Source organism: Streptacidiphilus melanogenes (assembly GCF_000787835.1).
In the GTDB taxonomy this organism is placed as follows: domain Bacteria; phylum Actinomycetota; class Actinomycetes; order Streptomycetales; family Streptomycetaceae; genus Streptacidiphilus; species Streptacidiphilus melanogenes.
Genome location: NZ_BBPP01000016.1, coordinates 43721 through 63590, shown reverse-complemented (window position 1 = coordinate 63590; position 19870 = coordinate 43721). Strand labels below are relative to the sequence as shown.

The following is a 19870-nucleotide window of genomic DNA, read 5'->3' as shown; positions in this document are numbered from 1 at the left end:
GGGGTGGAGGCCGAGCGCGGCCTCCACCAGGACCAGCAGACGCCCGCCGAGCCGAGCGAGCCCGCCGACGCCGTTGTCGTGCGTCTCGCGCCGACCGTGACAGCCGACGCGTTCGTGCACCACGGCGTCGCCGCGAACGACGTCCCCGCGCCCGACCACGACGACTCCGTGCCGGGTGCCGAGCGCCGTCGGCGCCTGAGTGAGGTGCTCTATCGGCCGCGCTCGGGGATCAAGCGCTCGGTGCAGCTGACGTGCTCGGCGGAACCGGCGGAGCGCGACTTCATCGACGCCGCCGCCCGTGAGGCCGACCTCTCGCGCTCCGCCTACCTGATGAACGCGGCACTTGCGTACGCGCACGCGTACGTGCCCGAGCAGCGTCCGGAAGGCGTGTCCGTTCTTCCGTCGCCACAGGCCACCCAGGACCTGATGGTCCTGTTCGGCAAGCTGATCCGGGAGTTCGGCCGCGCCGACAACAACCTCAACCAGCTCATGCGCGCGATCCACAGCGGAGTGCTGCCCGACCGCGCCGAGCAGGTCCTCGACGAGCTGCACCAGGTGGCGCGGCTGTCCCGCCTCCTGCTGGAGCGGGTCCTGGCAGGAGGTGATCGCCTTGGTGCCTGACGTTTCCACCGGTGACCGCACCCGCGGCCTGCTCTCCTACCTGTTCGGTCCGGGCCGCAGGGACGAGCACACCGACCCGCACATCGTCGCCGCGTTCGCCATGCCCGGCCTGGTCGACCCCGGCCGCGTCCCTCTCGACCAGCACCAGGCCGCCCTCACCGAGCTGGCCGCCTACCTGGACCAGCCCGTCAGGCTGCGGGAGCAGCGCACGCGCGGGCCGGTGCCGCAGCACGTGTGGCACTGCCCCGTTCGCACCGCACCCGGCGACCGCTACCTGACCGACGCCGAGTGGGCGGAAGTCGCCCGCCGCATCGTGCACGCCGCCGGGATCGCGGAGCACGGCGATGACGCCGCCTGCCGGTGGATCGCCGTGCGCCACGCGGAGGACCACATCCACATCATGGCCACCAGCGTTCGCGAGGACGGCCGCCGTCCCCGCAACAAGGGCGACGGCCGCCGCGCCCAGGCCGAGTGCCGCAAGATCGAGGGCGAGCTCGGGCTGCGTCGCCTGAAGTCGGGCGACGCCACCGCGCCCAGGACCCCGACCAGCGCGGAGCGCGCGAAGGTCGAGCGTCACGGTCGCAAGGACCCGGCACGGGTGTGGCTGCGCGAGCACGCCTACGCCGCGGCGGCCGCCGCCCGCGATGAGGAGGAGTTCTTCGGCATTCTCACCGCGCTCGGCGTGAAGGTCCGGCCCCGGGTCGGCCCCGAGACGGGCGAGGTCACCGGCTACAGCCTCGCCGCCCCCAGCGACACCAACGGCAAGGGGGAGCCGATCTTCTACGGCGGCTCCTCCCTCGCCCCGGACCTGTCCCTGAACCGGATCCGCGAGCGCTTCACCCCCACCGAGGACGGCGACCAGGTCACGGTGGCTGCGCGCGGGGACCGCCGGGGCGACGCAGGCAGTACCTGGCGGCACGCCGACACGGAGCTGCGCACCGCCTACGCCATTGTGATCACGGCGATCGATGGGCCGATTGGAGAGGAGACGGACAGGCGGGTGCAGGCGCAGGCGGCGGCGTTCGCCGAACTGCTCCACAACACTGCCGCAGCCGCGCCCCGCCAGCTCCGAGCCGAACTGCGTGCGGCAGCGGTCGCGTTCGGCCGCGCCAACCGGTCGGCGATCCGGGCCGAGCACCGGGCCGCCGACGCGCTGCGCCAGGCCGGGAAGGCTATGCTCACGGTGCCGGGCAGCAAGGACGGCGACTTCGTCACCGCCGCACTCGTCTCCGCGGTCTTCCTGCTGATCGCACTGGGGGAGTGGCACGCCCAGCGCGGCCACGAGCAGCAGGCCGCAGCCGCCCACCAGGCCCTCGTCCGTCTCCGTGCTGCCCAGCAGCAGTCCGCCCAACCCGCCCTTGCCCAGCTCACCAACCGCGCACCCAGCCCTGAGGAGACCAACCGACTCGCCGCCGCCGTCCAAGCGACAGTCCCCGAGCAGGCCCAACGGATCCTCGCCGACTCCGCCTGGCCCGCCCTGGCCACCATGCTCGCCCAGGCCGAATCCGCCGGCACCCCACCCCGCCGCGCCCTCGCCGACCTGACCGGCCAGCGGGAACTCGACACCGCCGACCACCCCGCCGAAGTCCTCCTGTGGCGGCTGCGTAACCACACCGCCGACCGGATCGCCGAACGCGCCCGCGCCGCAACTACGCGCAGCACGGCCCCCCGGACGTCTGCTGCCCGCGGCCTCGACATCCCGCGGGGCCAACCGCGCTCAACTGACAGGGATCACCGGCGTCACACTCGCTGACCCAGCGACATGACGCCCCCACTCTCCCACTGGAGTGGGCCCGCAGGTCACAGTGCTGGTAGGTGGGCGAATAAGCCAGGGCTCTGGGCTACTCGCCCGGCCTGGGGCCGGGGGTCAGGTCAGGGAGGCGGCCCGCTGGTCGAGCTCGGCGGCGGCTGGGACGTCGCGGAGGCGGTGGAGGCGGGCCCGCATCTCGTCGACGGCGGTGGTGACCTTGACCGAACGGATGCCCTCAGCGGTGTCAAGGAAGTCGTTCCAGGTCGCCAGGGCCGCGTCGGTGTCGTCGCGGCGGAGGTGGACCTGCCCGAGGTCGGCCAGAACGATCGCTCGGGTCCGGCGGCGGTCCAGGCCGTGGATGGCGAGCGCGTGGTGGAGGTGGTCCTGGGCGGTGTCCAGGTCGCCGAGCTGGGCCAGGATCATGCCTGTCTCGTGGGCCCAGCGGCCCGGCGAGTAGTGAGCGGCCCAGGACTCGCCAGGGGTTTTCGGGGCGTTCTCGATCGCCGACTCTGAGGCGGCCAGCGCGACCCTCGCGGTCCGGCGGTCGCCGTCCAGCGCGGCGGCGTTCGCCAGGGTCGCCTGGTAGTAGGCCACCGCGCGGGGGTCCTCGATGCCGCCCGCATAGTGCACGCATTCCTCCGAGAGGCGGACGGCGGCGGCGCGGTGTCCGAGGTCGATGGCCTGCACGGCCATGCCCCGCAGGGCGGTCGCGGACAGTTCGGGGTCGCCGGCCTCGGCGGCGAGGCGGAACGAGTGCGCGTAGTACTGCTGGGCCAGGCCCTGGTTGCCCTCGTCACCGGCCATCCACCCGGCCAGATGCACGAGTTGGGAGGTAGCGGCGAACAGGTCCCGGCCGGTGGCCTCGGAGTAGTTCCCGTTCAGCCAGGGGGCGACGTCCTGGGTCAGATAGCGCACGGCCAGGTGGCGGGCATGTCCTCCGCCGAGTTCGGAGGCCGTGTCTCCCAGTGCGGTGGTCATCTGGCGGATCGCCAACACCTCACCGCGGCCGACGTTCACCGGGCCTCCGGCAGCGGCTGCGCGAGTGCGTCGGGTGATCGCGTCCAGGTCGGGCAGGGCAAGGGCAGCCAGCGCATACGCGCTGGTGGCGGCGAGGAACTGCCGTCGCTCCAAGTCCTGGCCTCCCAACAGGATGACTGACGCCACGGTATCGCCCGAAAGGTCATGATCGACGCCAAGATCAGGCAAGGGCTGAGGACAGGCTTCCGGTTCCTCGTCGAGTTCGAGGACCTCGATCAGATAGGGCTTCCAGTAGTCCGGGACGCGGGTTCCACGTTCCCACCGATACACCGATCCGCGATCAAGACCGGCGTGACCTCGGCCTTCGGCGATGGCGAGATGGCGGGCTAACTGCGCTTGGCTCCAGCCCTTGGCGATGCGGGCGGCCCGGACCCGCTGCCCGAACGTCAGCTGTGATGGCACGGCACCCCCGCCTCCTGGCCTACATGGGCCTACACCAGGCCTACAGCCTGGCAGCTCCTTTCAGCCGCCGCAGGGCCGTTGACTAACTATCAGCCCCGCTGGGGTGTTACGGACCGGCGCTTACGCCGACTTCCCGCCCCGCCCGGCCTGGCCGAACGCTCTCCCCTTGCCCTCGGAGGCCCGCTGCCATGCCCGCGCACCAGATCGAGTTCCTCTTCACCCGCCGGCCCCGCCTCGTCGCCGTCGCCCGCCACCGGGTCGCCACCCGCGTCCTGGCCTGGGGCCAGCCGATGGACGAGGACCTGAGAGGCACCCTGGAACTGCTGGTCAGCGAGCTGGTCACCAACGCGGTCCTACACGCGACCGGCGCGATGGTCGCCGTACAGATTCGCCTGGAGGACCAGCGGCTTCGGGTCGAGGTCGAGGACGACAGCCCGAACCCGCCGCCCTGGCCCGCAGACGGCGATCTGGCGACCTGGGACGCCGAGCACGGCCGCGGACTTCAACTGGTCACCACGCTCGCCTCCAGGCACGGCTGTCGCCCCTCGCCGCGGGGAAAGCGGGTCTGGTTCGAGCTGGCCATGCCCCGGCCGACACCCGTCCGGGCCAGGGCGGTCCTGCTTCGCCGGGTCGCCCGGAAGGTCCGCCGCACCGTTCCCTGGCCCATACCCGTCCGGCCGCTGGCCGCGCACGCTGCCTGACCACGGCGCCCCCCGACGCCCGTGTCCTGGCCCGCCTGGGGAGGCCGGGACACGGGTTCCTCCGACCCCACCTGATGAAGGCGACCCGACGTGACCGCACCGAGCCCTCAGCTGCCGTTCGACGTCCGCTTCGACCCCGCGACCGGGCAGCTGAACCTGACGATGACCTTCGGCGTCCCGCCGCAGCACAAGACCCGCACCACCGTGATCCCGAACCTGGAACAGGCCGCCGTCGAGATCGCCCTGCACCGCCACGAGGCCCGCCTGCAGCAGCTGCTCGCCCAGGCCCTGACCAACGCGGCCGTCCAGCACCTGCACGCGGACCCGCAGCGGCTGGAGCAGGTCATCGCCGCCCTCTCGGACCCGACCAGCACCGTCCCGGTCGGCCGCATCCTCCACGGCCCCACCCCGACCGGCTGACCCGACTCCTGCCCGGCGGCAGGCAAGCGGCTCCCCCCGCTGCCGCCGGGCAGGCCCACCCCCGCGCGCGACTCACCCACCAGGTTGGAGAAGCCCGATGACGAAAGCGACGCTCCCCAGGTTCGACCGGCGCATCTCGCGCCGTCCCAGGACATGGGTGGCCCAGTGCGGATCCTGGTGCGACCTGAACTGCGACTACTGCTACCTCGCGGACCGCCTGAAGAAGAACCGGATGAGCCCCGCCATCGCCGCCGCCCTGGCCGCGTCCGCCACCGACCTCACCGCGGACGGCCAGCCGATCGAGCTGGTCTGGCACGCCGGCGAGCCGCTCGGCATCGGCATCGCCCGGTTCACCGAGCTGGTGAAGCCGTTCGAGCAGCTGCGCGAGCAGGGCCTGGTCCACCACAGCGTCCAGACCAACGCGACGCTCATCACCGGCGCCTGGTGCGACTTCCTGACCGCCCACGGCTTCACGATCGGCGTCAGCATCGACGGCCCCGCCCCGCTGAACACCCACCGCGTCGACTGGCACGGCAAGCCGTCCTTCGACCGGACCATGCGCGGCATCACCAAGCTGCGCGAGCAAGGCATCCCGTTCTCGGTCATCGCCGTGGTCACCGCCGACAGCGTCGACCACCCCGGCGAGATCCTCGACTTCCTCGCCTCGCTCGGCCCCACCTCGATCGGCCTGAACATCGAGGAGACCGAGGGCATCAACACCACCCGCCCGACGCCCACCCTCGCCCAGGCCCGCCGCTTCTGGCAGGCGACGATCGCCTGGGGCAGGCGCCACCCCGAGACCCGCATCCGCGAGACCAGCAGGCTCGGAGCCGACCTGCGCCAGCTGCGCGAACACCCCGACGCGCCGGCCGCGCTGATCGACCCGATCCCGACGATCACCTGGGACGGCGACGTCACCCTCCTGTCCCCCGAGCTCGCCGGGGTCACCGCCCCCGCCTACGGCGACTTCAAGGCGGGGAACATCCTCGACCAGACCATGCAGCAGATCCTCGACGGCGCCCACCAGCTGACCTACGTCACCGAGTTCCTCAACGCCCTCGACACCTGCGAGGCCACCTGCCAGTTCTGGCGGTTCTGCCACGGCGCCCAGGCCGCGAACCGCTTCTTCGAACACGGCCGCCTCGACGTCGCCGAAACGAACTACTGCCGCACCACCAAACAGGCCCTCCTCCACGCACTGTCCGCTACCGTCCGAAAGGAGACCAGCACATGCAACTGACCGACCTGCTCGCCACCACTGACGCCCCCGTCGTCGCCGACCTCACCGCTCACGCGGTGGGCCAGGCCGGGTGGAACAACCAGCCCACCTGGGACAACTGGACGCAGAGCCCCGCCCCCTGGAGCAACGCGCCGACCTGGGACAACTGGAGCAAGAGCAAGTAGCTGTCAGCGACAGGCAGCACGATGGTGGGGTCGGGCTCCCGGGTCCGGCCCCACCCGGAACGAGACCCCCAAGGAGCGCTTCGTGGACAGCCGCCGCTTTGGCGACATCACCGTCACCCTGCCGAACCTGGACGCCGCCGGCTCCTACCTGAACAACACCGCCTACCTCGACACCAGCCGCGGCTCCGTCTCGGACTTCCAATACATCGGCGAGCGGCTGCGCGAGCTGGACCTGTCGAACACCCGCCTGCTGACCGGCCGCCTCGGCGGCATCGAGGCCGACCGCGTCGCGATGGAGGAGACCCAGCTCCACTCGGTCGAGTTCACCGACTGCACCTTCGGCGCCCTCCGCGTCGCGAACAGCAAGCTCTCCCGCGTCGTCTTCCGCGACTGCAAGCTCATGGGCGCCACCTTCGAGGACTGCACCTTCGACAACGTCCTGTTCGAAGGCTGCCGCCTCGACTACGCCATCCTCACCAAGATCCGCGCCATCGGCTCGGTCGCCTTCACCAAGTGCACCCTCAACGAGGCCGAGCTGACCGGCAGTGACCTCGCTGAGGAGACCGCGATCGACAACTGCGCCCTGCGCAAGACCGAGTTCCACCCGGGCAACTACCGCCACGTCGACCTCCGCGGCAGCGACCTGTCCACCGTGATCGGCGCGGTCAACCTGACCGGCGTGATCATCAGCCCGGACCAGGAACACCAGCTCGCCCAGGCCCTCATCGCCGCCCTGGACCTGACCATCACCGACGACGGACGCTGACCGGAGGCACGACTTGGATCTTCGGATCGCCCACACCGACCCCGGCGCCTTACGCGACCGCTGCCAAATCACCACCCTGCACCCCGCCCCGCCCGGCGGCACCCACGAGGACGGCGCGGTCGTCCCCACACACGCCTGGAAGCCACTGCCGTCCACACTCGCCCGCGGTCTCCAGCCCGGCCCGGCCGTCGACCACCGGACGATCGTCGAACTGGTCACCCTCCCGGACCGGACCGCCCCCGCACGCTTCGCCGACCTGGTCACCGTTATGGGCGACCCGCGAGCCGAATACGTCGGCCACTACACCAGCCCTCCCAAGCTGGCCACCACCACGCCGAACCCCGCCAACCACCTGTTCGTCGGCGTCCACGTCGACAACTTCGACCGGCTCGACTACCAGGCCAAGCACCACGGCCGCCGACGTCTCTGCCTCAACCTCGGCCCCGGCACCCGCCACCTTCTGATCGGCACCGTCGACATCCGCACGATCGCCAGGACCGCCCACCGCGATCACCAGCGCCGCTATCCCCACACCAGCGACCTTCGCACCTACGTCGCCGAAGGCCGGCCGATCGACGTCCTTCGGATCACGCTCGCGCCGGGCGAGGGCTACATCGCCCCCACCGAACTCCTCCCGCATGACGGCTCCACCGCCGACGCGGACCAGGCCTCCACCGCGGCCTTCTGGCTCGGGAACTGGCCGACGCGAACCCTGCCCTGGCTGATCTGACACTCGTCGGTCACGCTCCGCTTCACCCTCAGTAGCTTCCTTGAAGCCATGACCAGAGTGCGCTCGGCTCGTTGAAGCTCGTATGACGATCGGATCGAGACGGTTGCCTGGGGATCTGTCGCCGGAGGGATTGATCGCGGAGATCGTGGAGGCGGTGCGGGCGGGGGACGATGCGCGGATCCGTGAGCTGCTGCGGCTGCTGGCGGATGTCGCAGACGTGCCGATGCTCTTCGCGCTGAGGGACGCGCTCGCGCCGGCGAGGTGGTCCGAACAGGTGGTGTCGTCACTGCCTCGGACGGGTCGCGGGTAAGGGATCGGCCATGCGAGACGACGAGACGTTGGACGAGGCCGGTGAGGACATCTGCGACCAGTGCGGGCGCCTGCTGGACAGCGAGGATGTCCGCATCGCGCTCGTTGCGGACTCGTCCGCAGTGCATGCCGACAGTGACCGGTTGGACGGCCAGCGGTTGGTGCTGGCCTGCTCGGACGAGCACCTGGTCCGGTTGCAGGACGTCTATGCGCGGCGGCCGTTCGTGGAGCCGGAGCTGTGGGCGGGCAAGATCGAACGGGCCCTGCGCCGGAACCGCTGCTGGCTCAGTGGGCGACGGCTGCGGCGGGCGACGGGCCTGTCCGCGGACCAGATCCGGCAGGCACTCGCGTGGCGGACCTCGGGGCCGGCACTGCCGCCGCCACGTGCTTCGGGCGGCGAGTTGACTGCAGGCGGGTGACTCGGCTGGGTGAGGAACTGGGGTTCACGCAAACGGAAACCGTCCGCCCGTGCCGGTAGCCCAGCCCACCTTCCCGGCGCGGGCGGGCGGAGCCGAAGCGTGCCAGGGGTGATGCGGGCACCCACCGGCTCCGCCAGAGGCCCCAAGGGCTGTTGTCCGCAGCACCGGGCCCGCGGGAGGGGTAACCATCCCCACTGGCAGTCAAACCCGGCAGATCAGCCGGATGGCCCTGGAGGCATGCCGGCACCGCCTGGGCGACTTAGCGTCGAGGCAGCAGGCCGGCAGGCCGTGCACGACGTGGACCAGGGCTGGAGGGCACCGTGCTCGAGATGCGACCGGAACTCGCGCAGGACCCCGACGGTCCCACCGCCGTCGTGTGGCACATAGCCGCCGCCAAGGGCGTCGTCGACATGCTGTGCGGAGCACAAATGCCCGCCACCGCCAGCGCCGGCCGCTGGCAGCAGTTCCCCGAACGGCCGTGTACCCCGTGCCACCACGCTTTCCGGCAACTGATCGCACCGGCGCCAGGCGGCGCGCAGCCGGTCGACCGCGCTCGCCCGTTGGGCTGAGACCGGGTGATGCTGGCGGCCTGCCGCTCGTTGACGCTCACGTGACCCCTGCGGAACCGACGCCGCCGCTGTCTTCACACGGCGCCGCACGGCCGAGCGAGACGCCGCTGTTCAATGCGATGGCGGCGTCATGGGCAGCGCTCGGCCGCGCAGTGCCGGGGCGACCGGATCCGGAGTGGGACCGCCCCGTCGCCGGCGGCCCCGGCAGGCGCCGTCGGCGACTCCCTCTCCCGCCCCCTCGCCAGAACACGCCCTGAACTGCCCCAGCACGGGTAGCCCCGGCTGGGTTGCCTGGTCACCCAGGCGGATGCCCGGCTGGTAGCGAACCGCGGATTGGGGGCACACGCTGGGAGTACGCACGTCGCGGTGGTTGGAGCAGGGAGGTGGTGGGTGGTGATCGAGGCAGCGGACATCCGGGAGTGGCGCACCCATGATGTCGTCGACCCCGACGGGAAGAAGATCGGGGTGCTGGAGGCCGTGTATGTGGACACCACCACCGACAAGCCGGCCATGGCCACTGTGCAGGTCGGCCTGCCCACCCGCCACCGCCTGGTCTTCGTGCCCCTGGATCACGCGATCGTCGGCCCCGGCTATGTCAAGGTCGACTACGCCAAGTCCCTCGTGAAGGACTGCCCGGCCATCGGCACCGACGATGTCCTGCCGGCCACGGACGAGGAAGCGATCTTCCAGCACTACGGCCTGGCCTACCAACCCGGTGCCCGCGGCGAGCGGCAGCTCGCCCGCCGCTGATCGGCCGCAGCGAGAGGAGCTGCCGCAATGGTCCTGTTCCTGATCGTGATCATCATCGCGATCGTCCTGGGCATCATCGGCTTCGTCGCCCACGGATTGCTCTACCTGCTCATCATCGGCGCGGTACTCCTCGTCATCGACCTGCTGTTCCTCGGCTGGCGATGGCGCCGGTCAGGACGGACGGCGCAACGCTAAGCTCGCGCGCAGATGTCATCGTTGCTGGTGGGAGGCTTCTTGGGAACGTGCCAGCGTCCGATGGCAGCCTTGGTCATCCCGGATCCGCTGCGCTTTTGCGGGAAGCGGCTGGGTGGCTTTTTGACGGCCCGCAGCACGAACGGCGGAAACCGCGCGCAGGCAACGGCCCCCGAAGCCAGATCCGGCGGGGGCGGGGTCCGGAGGAGCCCCCGCCGGCATCCCGCGCGGCTGGAAGCCACACACCACCAGCGGAAGGGCACCCAACCTGCCGTCCGGCTAGCCTGGCGCGGCACCGCCGGGTCGGCCGCAAGGCCGCTGCTCCAAGCTCCACCCCACAGATGGAGCCGGGGACCGTCGGGGGGTTGCGGCCGACCCGGCTCCACCGACCCTTGACATCGCGAAGGCGAGGGCTGAACAAACAGTAACCACACACGGCCCGGCGCAACCGCCCCTTCACCCGCCCAGGGCACCGCCACCGCCCGTAATGTGAACAGCGTGGCGTTCGAGCTGAAGGCCGAGTACGCGTGGCAGACGCTGCTGATGTGGCATATCGTCCCCGCCGGAAACCGCACGGCCCTGTGCGGTCAGTGGCTTCCAGCCTCGACCCCCACCTGCCCCATCACCGACCTCCCCAGCCTCCGGCACCGCGGCGACGTATGCGTGGGCTGCACCGTCGCCCACATGAACGGCTCCTAGGCGCTGGTGCAGCGGGGTCGAGTGGTCTCAGTTTTGGTCTGATTCATCGCCGTCCGCCGGGGCTCACGTGGCACCCACGATTGTGTTCCAGCGCAGGTCAGGATGATGGCGGGCCTACCTGAACACCGGCGAGGAGAATTGGAAGCGTGTTGGGGGCAACCCCTCACGAGTTCGAATCTCGTATCCTCCGCAGGTAGAAGGCCCGCACCTGGAAACCAGTGCGGGCCTCTGCGTTCGTAGTTCCGTAGTCTCAACGGGCCGTATCGGAGCCCTCCGCGCCGTCCTCGCCGGCCCTTCGCGACCTCCCAGATGAGCCCGCCGGTGCGCTGAGCCACGTCCCGGAGGATGCCGCCGGTCACGTGCTGGTATCGAGCGGCCCTCGCGGTCGACGACCACCCCATGATCTGCATCACGACGCGCTCGGGGACGCCGAAGATCAGCAGGACCGTCGCTGCGGTGTGTCGGGCATCGTGCAATCGGCCATCCAGGACCTTGGTGTCGTCCAGGCGGCGCTTCCAGGCGTCGTAGCCGGTGCTCGGCATCAGCGGGTCGCCGAAGGGGGGCGCGAAGACGTACCCCTGCTCGTGCCACTCGTCACCCGCCCGGCGTCGACCGCTGTCCCGCTCCCGCTGGTGAACGCGAGGAGTCGAATCAGCTCGTCGGGCAGACCGATGCCCCGGCGATCGGCGCGTGATTTCGCGCTCGCCATGTCGTCGTTCTTCCGGATCCGCTGATTGCAATAGCGCCTGCCGCCCGCAGCTTCTCCGGCACCCGTGCAGGTACTTCGGCCGCAAGCGGATCTTGCGGACGCGGACCAGGCCTGCGGCGAGGTCCACAGCGGCCCACCGTAGCCCCGCGGGTGCGGGAGGTCGGCGCCCTGCGCGCGGAACTGGACTTCGAACTTGATGGGGTTGTGATCAAGGCGGACGGCCCCGCGATCGGGTCCGGGCGGGGATGGGCTCCCGCACGCCGCAAAAATCGAAAGGCTTCCATGCCTGGCCCCCCAGACTCCTCAACAAGTGCTGTCAGTCTCGTGAACAGGGCTAAGCAGGTTTGGACGTAGACGAGTAGGTCGTGGTGACCGTACTGGAGGACGTGGGCGTCCATTCCGGTGGCCGCGGCCCATTTCTGCACGCGTGCGTGATGTCGTCGCTGGCGTCCAGATCGTCGCCTTCGATTTGGCGGGAAGAAGCGCGTCCAAGGGCTTCGGTGTGGACGTCGCCACGACCACGGCTGAGGAGAGCAATGGCCGACCTGAGCGGAGCGGGCCGGGACAATGCGAAGTCTGGGTGGTGTGCGGCAGGAGGGTACTCATGGGCTTGGGAACGGCGCCGAAGAAGGTCCTTCCGCGGGTGCCGCTGCGTCACGGGGAGGGGAACAAGGACCATCTGACGAGCTTCGGCGGACTGGCAGCGCTGTCCCTGGACGCGCTCAGCTCGGTCGCCTACGGGCCGGAGGCCATCATCCTCGTGCTGGTCGCCGCAGGCACCTCGGCGCTGCGCCTGACCTTGCCGATCACCCTGGCCATCGTCGGCCTGCTCGCCGTGCTCGTCGTCTCCTACTGTCAGGTCATCGCCGTGCACCCTGACGGCGGTGGCGCGTACGCGGTGGGCAAGAAGGACCTCGGCGCCACGGTCAGCCTGCTGGCCGCGGCCAGCCTGGTCGTGGACTACGTGCTGACCGTCGCGGTCAGCCTCGCCGCCGGGGCGGCCAGCCTGGCCTCGGCCTTTCCCTCGCTGACGCATCACATGCTCGCGCTGTGTCTCATCGGACTGGTGCTGATCACAGCCGTCAACCTGTGGGGCATCGCCGAGAGCGCCCGCGCCCTGATGCTCCCCCTGGTCGTGTTCCTGGCCGCGCTGTTCGGCGTCATCGGTGTCGGCCTGGCCCGCTCCCATCCGGCTGCGGTCGTCGGCAGCGCGCAGCCGATCCACGTCAGCGAGAGCCTCGGCCTGATCCTGATCCTCAAGGCCTTCGCCGCCGGCTGTTCGGCACTGACCGGGATCGAGGCCATCGCCAACGGCGTGCCCACCTTCCGGGAGCCGCGCGCCAGGCGCGCCCAGCGCACCGAGCTGATGCTCGGCGCCCTGCTCGGCGCGATGCTGATCGGTCTGTCGCTGCTGATCCGCCGCGAGCACGTCGCCCCGCGCGGCGGCGTGACCGTGCTGGCACAGCTCACCGCCGGATCGTTCGGCACCGGCTGGGCCTACTACGCGACCAACATCGCCGTCACCCTGGTGCTCGCCCTGGCCGCGAACACCAGCTTCGGCGGACTGCCCGTCCTGATGAGCCTGCTCTCCAAGGACGACCGACTCCCCCACCTGTTCGGCCTGCGCGCCGAACGCCCCGTTCACCGCTACGGTGTCATCGCCCTGGCGATCCTCGCCGCCGTCCTGCTGATCGCCGTCGACGCCGTCACCGCCCGACTGATCCCGCTGTACGCCATCGGCGTCTTCATCGGATTCACCATCAGCCAGACCGGGCTGGTCCGGCACTGGTACACCGAGCGGACCTCCCGCTGGCTCCTGCGCGCGGCCCTCAACGGGACCGGCGCTGTGCTCACGGCCGTCGCCGCCCTTGTCTTCGTCGCCAGCAAGTTCACCTCCGGTGCCTGGGTCGTGGTGCTGACCGTGCCGGCCCTCATGCTGCTCTTCACCCGAATCGAGAGCTACTACCGGGCCGTCGGACGGGAACTCGACCTCGGGCCCACCCCCGACCGCCCGCTGGCGGCCGAGAGCCTGGTGATCGTCCCGGTCGGCGGCATCAGCAGACTCACCGAACACGCCCTGCACGCCGCCCTGTCCCTGAGCTCGCACGTCATCGCGGTCAGCGTCCACCCCGAGGCCGAACAGAGCGCCGCCTTCCGTGCCGCCTGGGACGACTGGCACCCGGGCGTTCCTCTGGACACGCTGGAGAGCCCGCACCGCTCCCTGGTCCACCCCATGGTCGACTACGTCCGCAGGGCCGGGAGCGACGGCCGGCAGATCGCTGTCCTGATCCCCGAAGTCCAGCCCCACCACTGGCGCTACCGCATCCTGCAGAACCAGCGCGGCCTCCTCCTCGCCACCGTCCTCCGCGCGAGCACCGACGCAGTCATCTGCACCATCCCCTACCGCCTCACCACGCGGTGACCGCCCACCGGAGCGCCCAGCGCAGACACTCCATCAAGCGGCCCACCGCGAGGTGACACACCGGATCGGGCTGCTTGTTGCGGCGCGGACGGGTGCTGGACAGCGAGTCACATGGCTGGTGTGATGCCGGTCTTGACGAAGATCTGCCGGGCCGATTCCGAGGCACCGGCCAGCACGGCGGCGGCCATGGCAGCGTGGGCGGCTTCCGCGCCCGCATCGGGAGGGACGACCAGGAGCAGGAAGTGGTCGTGGGCACCGCGGGTGAGGATCACAGTGTCGTCGCCGACCGGGAACCAGTCGATGTGGACGACGCGATCGTCGATGGTCATCCGCCCCGGCACGCCGTCCCATGCGGCGGCGTCCAGGCCCACCCGTTCGATCGGCCCCACGTGCGGCGTCACCGCCGTGATCAGCGCCGGCAACTCCACAGCGAGGTCACGAGAGCGCGGCCACCAGGCCCCGTCATGCACCCCCAGCCGGGACGCGGTCGTCTCCAGCCGCAGCGCCACCGCTCCGGGTGCCCGTGGCCAGTCGCTCATGTCCGGAAGCAGCCGACCGTCTGCCGGCGTCAAGGGATCGACACTCATGGGAACACCACCTGTCCGCCGCGCACGTGAGCCGTTGACGGCCGGGGGCGGTCGACACGGGCACCGACGTTCAACGCTCCTCCGCGTCTGGTTTCACGTTACTCCGGCGGGGCGGGCGTAGCGTGGTGGCGTGGACTCACTGCCACGTCTCCTCGACAGCCCTCACCACCCTGAGGCATGGCATGTACGTGACTGACCAAGCCGGGAGCGTCACCGACCAGCCAGGCCACGACCGGTTCGAACCATGTCGCCCATCCTTGGAAAGGGGGAGGACCCGTGGAAGACCAGCAACTGCCGCCCCTCGGATATGCCGATGTCCGCATCATCGCCGCTACCCCCGAAGCCGCGCGTGAGGTCGCGCTCCTGCTACGCAGCGCCTTCGCCAGCACCGAGCAGCGCAGCTACCCGACGGGCCGGGACGGGACCGGCACGAGACTTCACCTCACCGTCGACACCACCCGCGTCCCCGGCGACCCCGATCTGCTTCCCGAGCGTTCGTCCGGCGGTGACCATCCGCACTCTGGCGAGGTCTGATCCGCACGGCGTCGGCGGCCTGGTGCCGGTGCTTTGTGGCCCGGCGCGGAGTAGTGTGGAGGTACCGAGGGTCTTCCGCACACCGGCTGCAGTGCCCCTGTCGTTCTCGGCGAACGCCGACACCGGGCCTGCGCGCGGGTCCGGAGACAGGACGCACATCATGTCCGTGTCACTCCTGCGACCACCCCCGGTCGCCCTTCCCCCGCCGCGCACGGAATCGTCCGCGCTGCGGCTCGCCCTGCGGCCCGCCGCCAGCGGCAGTGGCCTCGCCGTCGGCGCCCTGGACGGCGCCTGGTGGCCGCACTCCGGCGACCTCCTTCGCGAACTGCCCTCCCTCATCCCCACGTTGGACCGGGAGTGGGGGCGGATCACCAGGGTCAACGTGAACCCTCGCCACTGGGAGTCACTGCCGCGTGAGGTTCCGGTCCCGGGCCACGTGGTCAAGGTCGGCTGGTTCACCACCGAGCAGGACCCGCACAAGCTCCTGCTCCTGTCCTACCGCGCGGGCCGCTGGGACCTGCTCGTCATCCCACCGCAGACCGCCCCGGCGGCTGCCGCCCGGCTGATGGCCGCCGCGAGCGACCCGGCCGGCGCATCAACCGCGAGCGCCCTGATCGCAGCCGAACTCGGCCGCGCCGGGGCCGCCGGTGTCGTGCCTCGCGACTCGGGCGCGGAAGACGCATGGGAGTCCGAAGGCGGCGCGGCGCTGTCCGTTCCGCTGGTCATGCCCATCGGACGCGTCACCGTGTCCTCAGGTAGGTGAGAGCGATGACGACGCTCTTCACCCTCCTCGTGCTCGCCGCCATGATCGGCGCGTGCGTGCTGCTGATTCACTTGGCCAACGCCCGTCACACCGCGCTGCCGACGACCGTCCAGCCGCACCGTTGGCGGCTCCGTCGGCGAGGCGCTGCGGTCCGGCACACGGTTCACCGTCCCCTGACGACCGGCCTGCGACGCACACCGACCGAGTCCCGCCGACGGGCCCGACCCAGCCGGGAGCCGCGCTCGGACACCAAAGGACGCATCGACCGTGGGCGCGCCTCGACAGTCCCGCTGTGATCGCGTGGCTCGTCGTCTGCCTGATGGTCCTGCTCGCGGCGGCTTCCGCAGCCCATTGGCTCTGGTTGCCGGCCGGGGGGCTGCTCCTGATCCTGCTTCGCTGTGCGAACCGACGCAATCTGCGCTGGGGACACCCGTCCGCACAGCGGAGCCTGACGAACCATCGAAGGATGTGAACATCGTGGTCGTCCTGATCACTGTCGCGGTGATCCTCGCGATCGCCGCCCTTGTCCTGGTCTCGCTGAGCCTGCGTACCGTGCAGCAGTACGAGAAGGGGGTCGTGTTCCGCTTCGGCCGGCTCCTGCCGGGCATGCGCGGCCCGGGCTTGCGGCTGATCCGCCCGATCGGCGACCGGATGCGGAAGGTTTCGGTGCAGACCGAGGTCCTCGGCGTCGCCACCCAGGGGGCCATCACCGCGGACAACGTTACGGTCACCGTCGACGCGGTCGTCTACTTCCGCGTCATCGACCCCGTCAAAGCTCTGGTCAACGTCAACAACTACCCACATGCCGTCTCCCAGATCGCCCAGACCTCGCTGCGCTCCGTCATCGGCCGCGCAGACCTGGACACGCTGCTGTCCGACCGCGACCAGATCAATGCCGAACTCAAACAGGTCATGGACGCCCCGACCGAGGAGCCGTGGGGACTGCGCATCGAACGCGTCGAGATCAAGGACATCGCCCTGCCCGACCAGATGATGCGCTCCATGTCCAAGCAGGCCGAGGCGGAGCGTGAACGACGCGCCCGGGTGATCGCCGCCGACGGCGAGTTCCAGGCCTCCCAGAAACTCTCCGAGGCGGCCGCCGTGATGGCCGACACCCCCGGTGCACTCCAACTCCGGCTGCTGCAGACCGTCGTGGACGTTTCCGCGGAGAAGAACAGCACCCTGGTGATGCCCTTCCCTGTCGAGATGCTGCGCTTCTTCGAAACCCAGTCGCGCCCGGTGCCGCCCCTCGCCGAGACCTACCGCGGGCTCGCGCCCTCGGACGCCGAGCTCCTGCAAGCCCTGCTCCACCCCGTCCCTGTCCAGGACGGCTTCGAGTCCACGCTGCCGATGCTGCCCTCGCAGGCCCAGCCGGTCGGTGAGCTCGGCAAGGCCCGCCTGCGCGCCGACGTCGCCCGCACCCGCGCCGCCACGTGGCCCGCACTCAACAGCCCCGACGAGCCCCTCACCCGGATCTAACCGTGCCCGGCCTGGGCCAGGCTGGCACCCAGAAAGGGACAATTTCATGACCACAGACAGCACCTCCGCGCTCACAGCCGTTCCGCGAGACCGCCTGCCGCTGCGGCTGGCCTTGGCCCCCGACGGTCCACGACCTCGACTCGACGGCGCTTGGTGGCCGCACTCGCGCAACCTCGCCGATCAACTCCCCGCCCTGCTTGAGGAGGTGGAACAGGCTTGGGGCCGCATCACCCGCGCCGCGGTCCACGAGACCGCCTGGACGCAGCTGCGCCACAGCGTCCCGGTCGGCTCATACGAAGTACGGGTGAACTGGCACGACTTCGCCCACGACCCGCACTCCATCACGGTCTTCTCCTACCGCAACGGGGAATGGGAATTGCTCGTGGTCCCACCCGAGTGCGCCCCCTGGCGGGCCAAACAGCTCATGACCGCAGCGGCACACCCCGGTAACCAGCAGAGCGCCCAAGCGCTCCTGACCGGCGGGCCCGTGGCACCGTCGGCCACCGCACCGCGCGATCGCATCCACATCCGCACAAGGCACAGCCACAACCCCAAGCCCGCCGTCGCTGGACGCCGATCCCGTCCAGCAGTCCCAGAGAGGTGAAGTCATGGTCGGCAACATCGAGGTCTACCTCGACAACTCCGGAGAGTGGCGCTTCCGGCTGACGAGCACCGCAGGCGAGACCATCGCCGCAAGCACTGCCTTCGCCACCGAGCTCGCCTGCCTGGCTGGTGTCGCCGCCATGCAGACCAACGCCGACGACGCGCAGGTCACGGTCCTCACCCCCACTGCCATGTAGCTGGCCGACCCGCCATCGACCTGAGAACCCCGACATCCCCGCCGGGCGCAGGGATCGCTCCGGTCATGCCCAGCCGGCCATCGCCACGGCGCTCCGAGTGTGCCCTGGCACCGCCCGGAGCGCGGGGCAAGCTGGAAGTGGGCGGGTCGCACGGGCTGACTTCGCTCAGGGCTGGCCATCGGAAGGGAGACGCGGTGATCGAGGCAGCGAACATTCGCGAGTGGCGCACGCATGCCGTCGTCGACCGGGGCGGGCACAAGATCGGAGTGCTGGAGGCGGTGTATGTGGACACCATCACCGACGAGCCGGCCATGGCCACCGTCCAGGTCGGCCTGCCCACTCGCCACCGGCTGGTCTTCGGCTCCCTGGATGACGCGGTGGTGGGACCGGGGTACGTCAAGGTCAACTATGCGAAGTCGCTGGTCAAGGGCTGCCCAGCGATCGGCACCGCCGACGTGTTGCCCGCCACGGACGAGGAAGCGATCTTCCAGCACTACGGCCTGGCCTACCAACCCGGCGCCGGCGGTGAGCGGCAGCTCGCCCGCCGCTGACGACCCCCTTTTGAGGAGGCCTGGCAATGATCCTCTTCCTTCTAGTCGTGATCGTCGCGATCGTGCTGGGCATCATCGGCGCCGTCGCCCACGGGCTGCTCTACCTGCTGGTCATCGGAGCCGTACTGCTCGTTGCCGACCTGGTCTTCATCGCGATGCGCTGGCGGCGCTCCGCCCGGACCCCGCAACGGTGAATCGGGCATCCCAGATGATCTGCGCAGAGTCGGCTTCCGAACACCGTGTGCGACGAGACGGCGCCTGCGTTCCTTTCCGCAGGAATCGAGCGGAAGAACGGAAGCGTTTGCTGGTGACCGTCTTCGCCTCCGGCATGCGGGGTGGTGGGGATCTCAAGGGCCGTTTCGGGGCCGTCCGCGCCGCCCTTCCCGGGCCGCGAAGCAGGTCCGGTTGGTCCGCACGATGTCGCCGATCGGCCCCATCCGGTCGGGGCGGCGCCCGGCTAGCGTGGAGAGTGAGAGCAAGCCGCATGCGTCGGTCAGAGTCGACGGCGCGAGGCAGATCAAGCAGCGGACGGGTGACCGTCTGCGGTCGGGTAACTGTCATGAGCAACGCGATCATCACCAACCATCCCACCGAGGCGCCTGAGCGCCCGCGGCCGGTGCGCCTGTCCGTGACGCCCGCTGGGGAGCGCTGCCGCCTGGACGGCGCCTGGTGGCCACGCTCGCGTGATCTGGTGCGGGAGCTCCCTTCCCTGGTCGCGGAACTGGACGTCCGCTGGGCCGGATCACCCACGCCACGGTCAACCGGCACCTGTGGGCGAGCATCCCGCACCGGGTCCGGGCCGGAACGCACACGGTGCACTTGGGCTGGTTCGACGCGGAGCAGGACCCGTACGAGATCAGTCTGTCCTCCTACCACGTCGGCCGCTGGGACCTCCTCGTGGTTCCCCCGGAGACCGACCCTGTCACCGCCGGCCGGCTCATGGCGGCGGCCACAGAGCCGGGAAACCGGCACAGCGCCAGCGAGCTGGTTGATCCGGCTCCGTGCGCCGCTGGGGGACACGGCGCTGGGATGCGACCGCGCCCCGGGATTGGCAGGCGGAACAGGCCCCGGGCTTCGCTCAGACCTAGGTCTCCAGCGCGGCGCCGGGATACGGCCCGGCTCTGTGCGTTGGAGGCTGTACCCAGGTCGTGCTGACCAGTTCAAGGGTCGAGGTCCGTGAGGAGGGGATGCGCTCCGTAGATACGGTGTAGCGCCTGGATTGGACGTTTACTGTAGCTATACGACGTATGTCCAT

General features: G+C 70.4%; 24 protein-coding genes, 1 tRNA gene and 2 pseudogenes. 24 read left to right on the top strand and 3 right to left on the bottom strand.

Annotated elements, in window-relative coordinates; all coding sequences use genetic code 11:
* A partial coding sequence (locus TR49_RS18935; RefSeq protein ID WP_160311618.1) for a plasmid mobilization protein occupies positions 1-621 on the top strand: 621 nt, incomplete at its 5' end.
* Positions 611-2374 (top strand): relaxase/mobilization nuclease domain-containing protein, encoded by a 1764-nt coding sequence (locus tag TR49_RS18930; protein WP_439654112.1) that lies wholly within the window; start codon positions 611-613, stop codon positions 2372-2374. The genes TR49_RS18935 and TR49_RS18930, both read left to right, overlap by 11 nt.
* Before the next feature lie 114 nt (positions 2375-2488).
* Here TR49_RS18930 and TR49_RS18925 read toward each other — a convergent pair whose 3' ends face one another.
* Positions 2489-3811 (bottom strand): NsdA family TPR-like regulatory protein, encoded by a 1323-nt coding sequence (locus TR49_RS18925; protein ID WP_500808185.1) that lies wholly within the window; start codon positions 3809-3811, stop codon positions 2489-2491.
* A gap of 188 nt (positions 3812-3999) precedes the next feature.
* On the opposite strand from TR49_RS18925, the gene TR49_RS18920 reads away from it, so the two are divergent.
* From TR49_RS18920 to TR49_RS42930, 13 genes are all read left to right on the top strand, one after another.
* Positions 4000-4512 (top strand): ATP-binding protein, encoded by a 513-nt coding sequence (locus TR49_RS18920; RefSeq protein WP_052434425.1) that lies wholly within the window; start codon positions 4000-4002, stop codon positions 4510-4512.
* 90 nt (positions 4513-4602) lie between these two features.
* Complete coding sequence (locus TR49_RS18915; protein WP_042383102.1) at positions 4603-4932, top strand: hypothetical protein; 330 nt, start codon at positions 4603-4605, stop codon at positions 4930-4932.
* Between the two features lie 97 nt (positions 4933-5029).
* A complete protein-coding gene (amcB, locus tag TR49_RS18910) occupies positions 5030-6172 on the top strand; it encodes a cyclophane-forming radical SAM peptide maturase AmcB (RefSeq protein ID WP_042383101.1) in 1143 nt (380 codons plus the stop codon).
* Positions 6163-6336: a multiple cyclophane-containing RiPP AmcA gene (amcA, locus tag TR49_RS43930; protein ID WP_160311617.1), complete on the top strand. Its 174-nt coding sequence runs from the start codon at positions 6163-6165 to the stop codon at positions 6334-6336. Before amcB ends, amcA begins: the two co-directional genes overlap by 10 nt.
* 82 nt (positions 6337-6418) lie before the next feature.
* Positions 6419-7102, top strand: a complete 684-nt coding sequence (locus tag TR49_RS40095) for a pentapeptide repeat-containing protein (RefSeq protein WP_052434423.1) — start codon at positions 6419-6421, stop codon at positions 7100-7102.
* Positions 7103-7115: 13 nt separating this feature from the next.
* Positions 7116-7832, top strand: a complete 717-nt coding sequence (locus tag TR49_RS18900) for a hypothetical protein (protein ID WP_042383100.1) — start codon at positions 7116-7118, stop codon at positions 7830-7832.
* 82 nt (positions 7833-7914) lie between these two features.
* Entirely contained in the window at positions 7915-8142 is a 228-nt protein-coding gene (locus TR49_RS18895; protein ID WP_042383099.1) for a hypothetical protein, read from the top strand.
* Between the two features lie 10 nt (positions 8143-8152).
* Positions 8153-8560 carry a hypothetical protein gene (locus tag TR49_RS18890; protein WP_042383098.1) on the top strand — a complete coding sequence of 136 codons (408 nt, stop codon included), beginning with the start codon at positions 8153-8155 and terminating at the stop codon, positions 8558-8560.
* 329 nt (positions 8561-8889) lie between these two features.
* Positions 8890-9129, top strand: a complete 240-nt coding sequence (locus tag TR49_RS18885; RefSeq protein WP_152627340.1) for a hypothetical protein — start codon at positions 8890-8892, stop codon at positions 9127-9129.
* Positions 9130-9522: 393 nt separating this feature from the next.
* The gene (locus TR49_RS18880) at positions 9523-9879 is read left to right on the top strand and encodes a PRC-barrel domain-containing protein (RefSeq protein ID WP_042383196.1); all 357 of its coding nucleotides are present in this window, start codon (positions 9523-9525) and stop codon (positions 9877-9879) included.
* Positions 9880-9906: 27 nt separating this feature from the next.
* On the top strand, positions 9907-10074 hold the full coding sequence (locus TR49_RS44550) for a hypothetical protein (RefSeq protein WP_165845388.1): 168 nt from the start codon (positions 9907-9909) through the stop codon (positions 10072-10074).
* A 495-nt stretch (positions 10075-10569) separates the two neighbouring features.
* Positions 10570-10770, top strand: coding sequence for a hypothetical protein (locus tag TR49_RS18875; protein ID WP_042383095.1), 201 nt, complete (start codon positions 10570-10572; stop codon positions 10768-10770).
* Positions 10771-10870: 100 nt separating this feature from the next.
* Positions 10871-10960: transfer RNA gene (locus tag TR49_RS42930), tRNA-OTHER, on the top strand.
* Between the two features lie 223 nt (positions 10961-11183).
* Here the strand turns inward: TR49_RS42930 and TR49_RS46750 are convergent.
* Positions 11184-11312, bottom strand: a pseudogene (locus TR49_RS46750) (site-specific integrase); the annotation flags it as partial.
* A gap of 771 nt (positions 11313-12083) precedes the next feature.
* On the opposite strand from TR49_RS46750, the gene TR49_RS18870 reads away from it, so the two are divergent.
* Positions 12084-13901, top strand: a complete 1818-nt coding sequence (locus TR49_RS18870) for an APC family permease (protein WP_052434422.1) — start codon at positions 12084-12086, stop codon at positions 13899-13901.
* A gap of 107 nt (positions 13902-14008) precedes the next feature.
* Here TR49_RS18870 and TR49_RS18865 read toward each other — a convergent pair whose 3' ends face one another.
* A complete protein-coding gene (locus tag TR49_RS18865; protein WP_174501586.1) occupies positions 14009-14410 on the bottom strand; it encodes a DUF5994 family protein in 402 nt (133 codons plus the stop codon).
* Between the two features lie 354 nt (positions 14411-14764).
* Here TR49_RS18865 and TR49_RS18860 point away from each other — a divergent pair, with 354 nt between their 5' ends.
* From TR49_RS18860 to TR49_RS46740, 8 genes and pseudogenes are all read left to right on the top strand, one after another.
* A complete protein-coding gene (locus TR49_RS18860; RefSeq protein WP_042383094.1) occupies positions 14765-15022 on the top strand; it encodes a hypothetical protein in 258 nt (85 codons plus the stop codon).
* A gap of 160 nt (positions 15023-15182) precedes the next feature.
* On the top strand, positions 15183-15785 hold the full coding sequence (locus TR49_RS45670; RefSeq protein WP_042383092.1) for a DUF5994 family protein: 603 nt from the start codon (positions 15183-15185) through the stop codon (positions 15783-15785).
* A 477-nt stretch (positions 15786-16262) separates the two neighbouring features.
* Positions 16263-17264: an SPFH domain-containing protein gene (locus TR49_RS18845; RefSeq protein ID WP_084725044.1), complete on the top strand. Its 1002-nt coding sequence runs from the start codon at positions 16263-16265 to the stop codon at positions 17262-17264.
* A 46-nt stretch (positions 17265-17310) separates the two neighbouring features.
* Positions 17311-17868 (top strand): DUF5994 family protein, encoded by a 558-nt coding sequence (locus tag TR49_RS46745; protein WP_369405324.1) that lies wholly within the window; start codon positions 17311-17313, stop codon positions 17866-17868.
* Positions 17869-17872: 4 nt separating this feature from the next.
* The gene (locus TR49_RS18840) at positions 17873-18064 is read left to right on the top strand and encodes a YegP family protein (protein WP_042383090.1); all 192 of its coding nucleotides are present in this window, start codon (positions 17873-17875) and stop codon (positions 18062-18064) included.
* A gap of 194 nt (positions 18065-18258) precedes the next feature.
* Positions 18259-18615 carry a photosystem reaction center subunit H gene (locus TR49_RS18835; protein ID WP_042383089.1) on the top strand — a complete coding sequence of 119 codons (357 nt, stop codon included), beginning with the start codon at positions 18259-18261 and terminating at the stop codon, positions 18613-18615.
* A 26-nt stretch (positions 18616-18641) separates the two neighbouring features.
* The gene (locus tag TR49_RS44545; RefSeq protein WP_169789994.1) at positions 18642-18809 is read left to right on the top strand and encodes a hypothetical protein; all 168 of its coding nucleotides are present in this window, start codon (positions 18642-18644) and stop codon (positions 18807-18809) included.
* Positions 18810-18823: 14 nt separating this feature from the next.
* Positions 18824-19770, top strand: a pseudogene (locus TR49_RS46740) (DUF5994 family protein).
* Positions 19771-19870 lie beyond the last annotated feature (100 nt).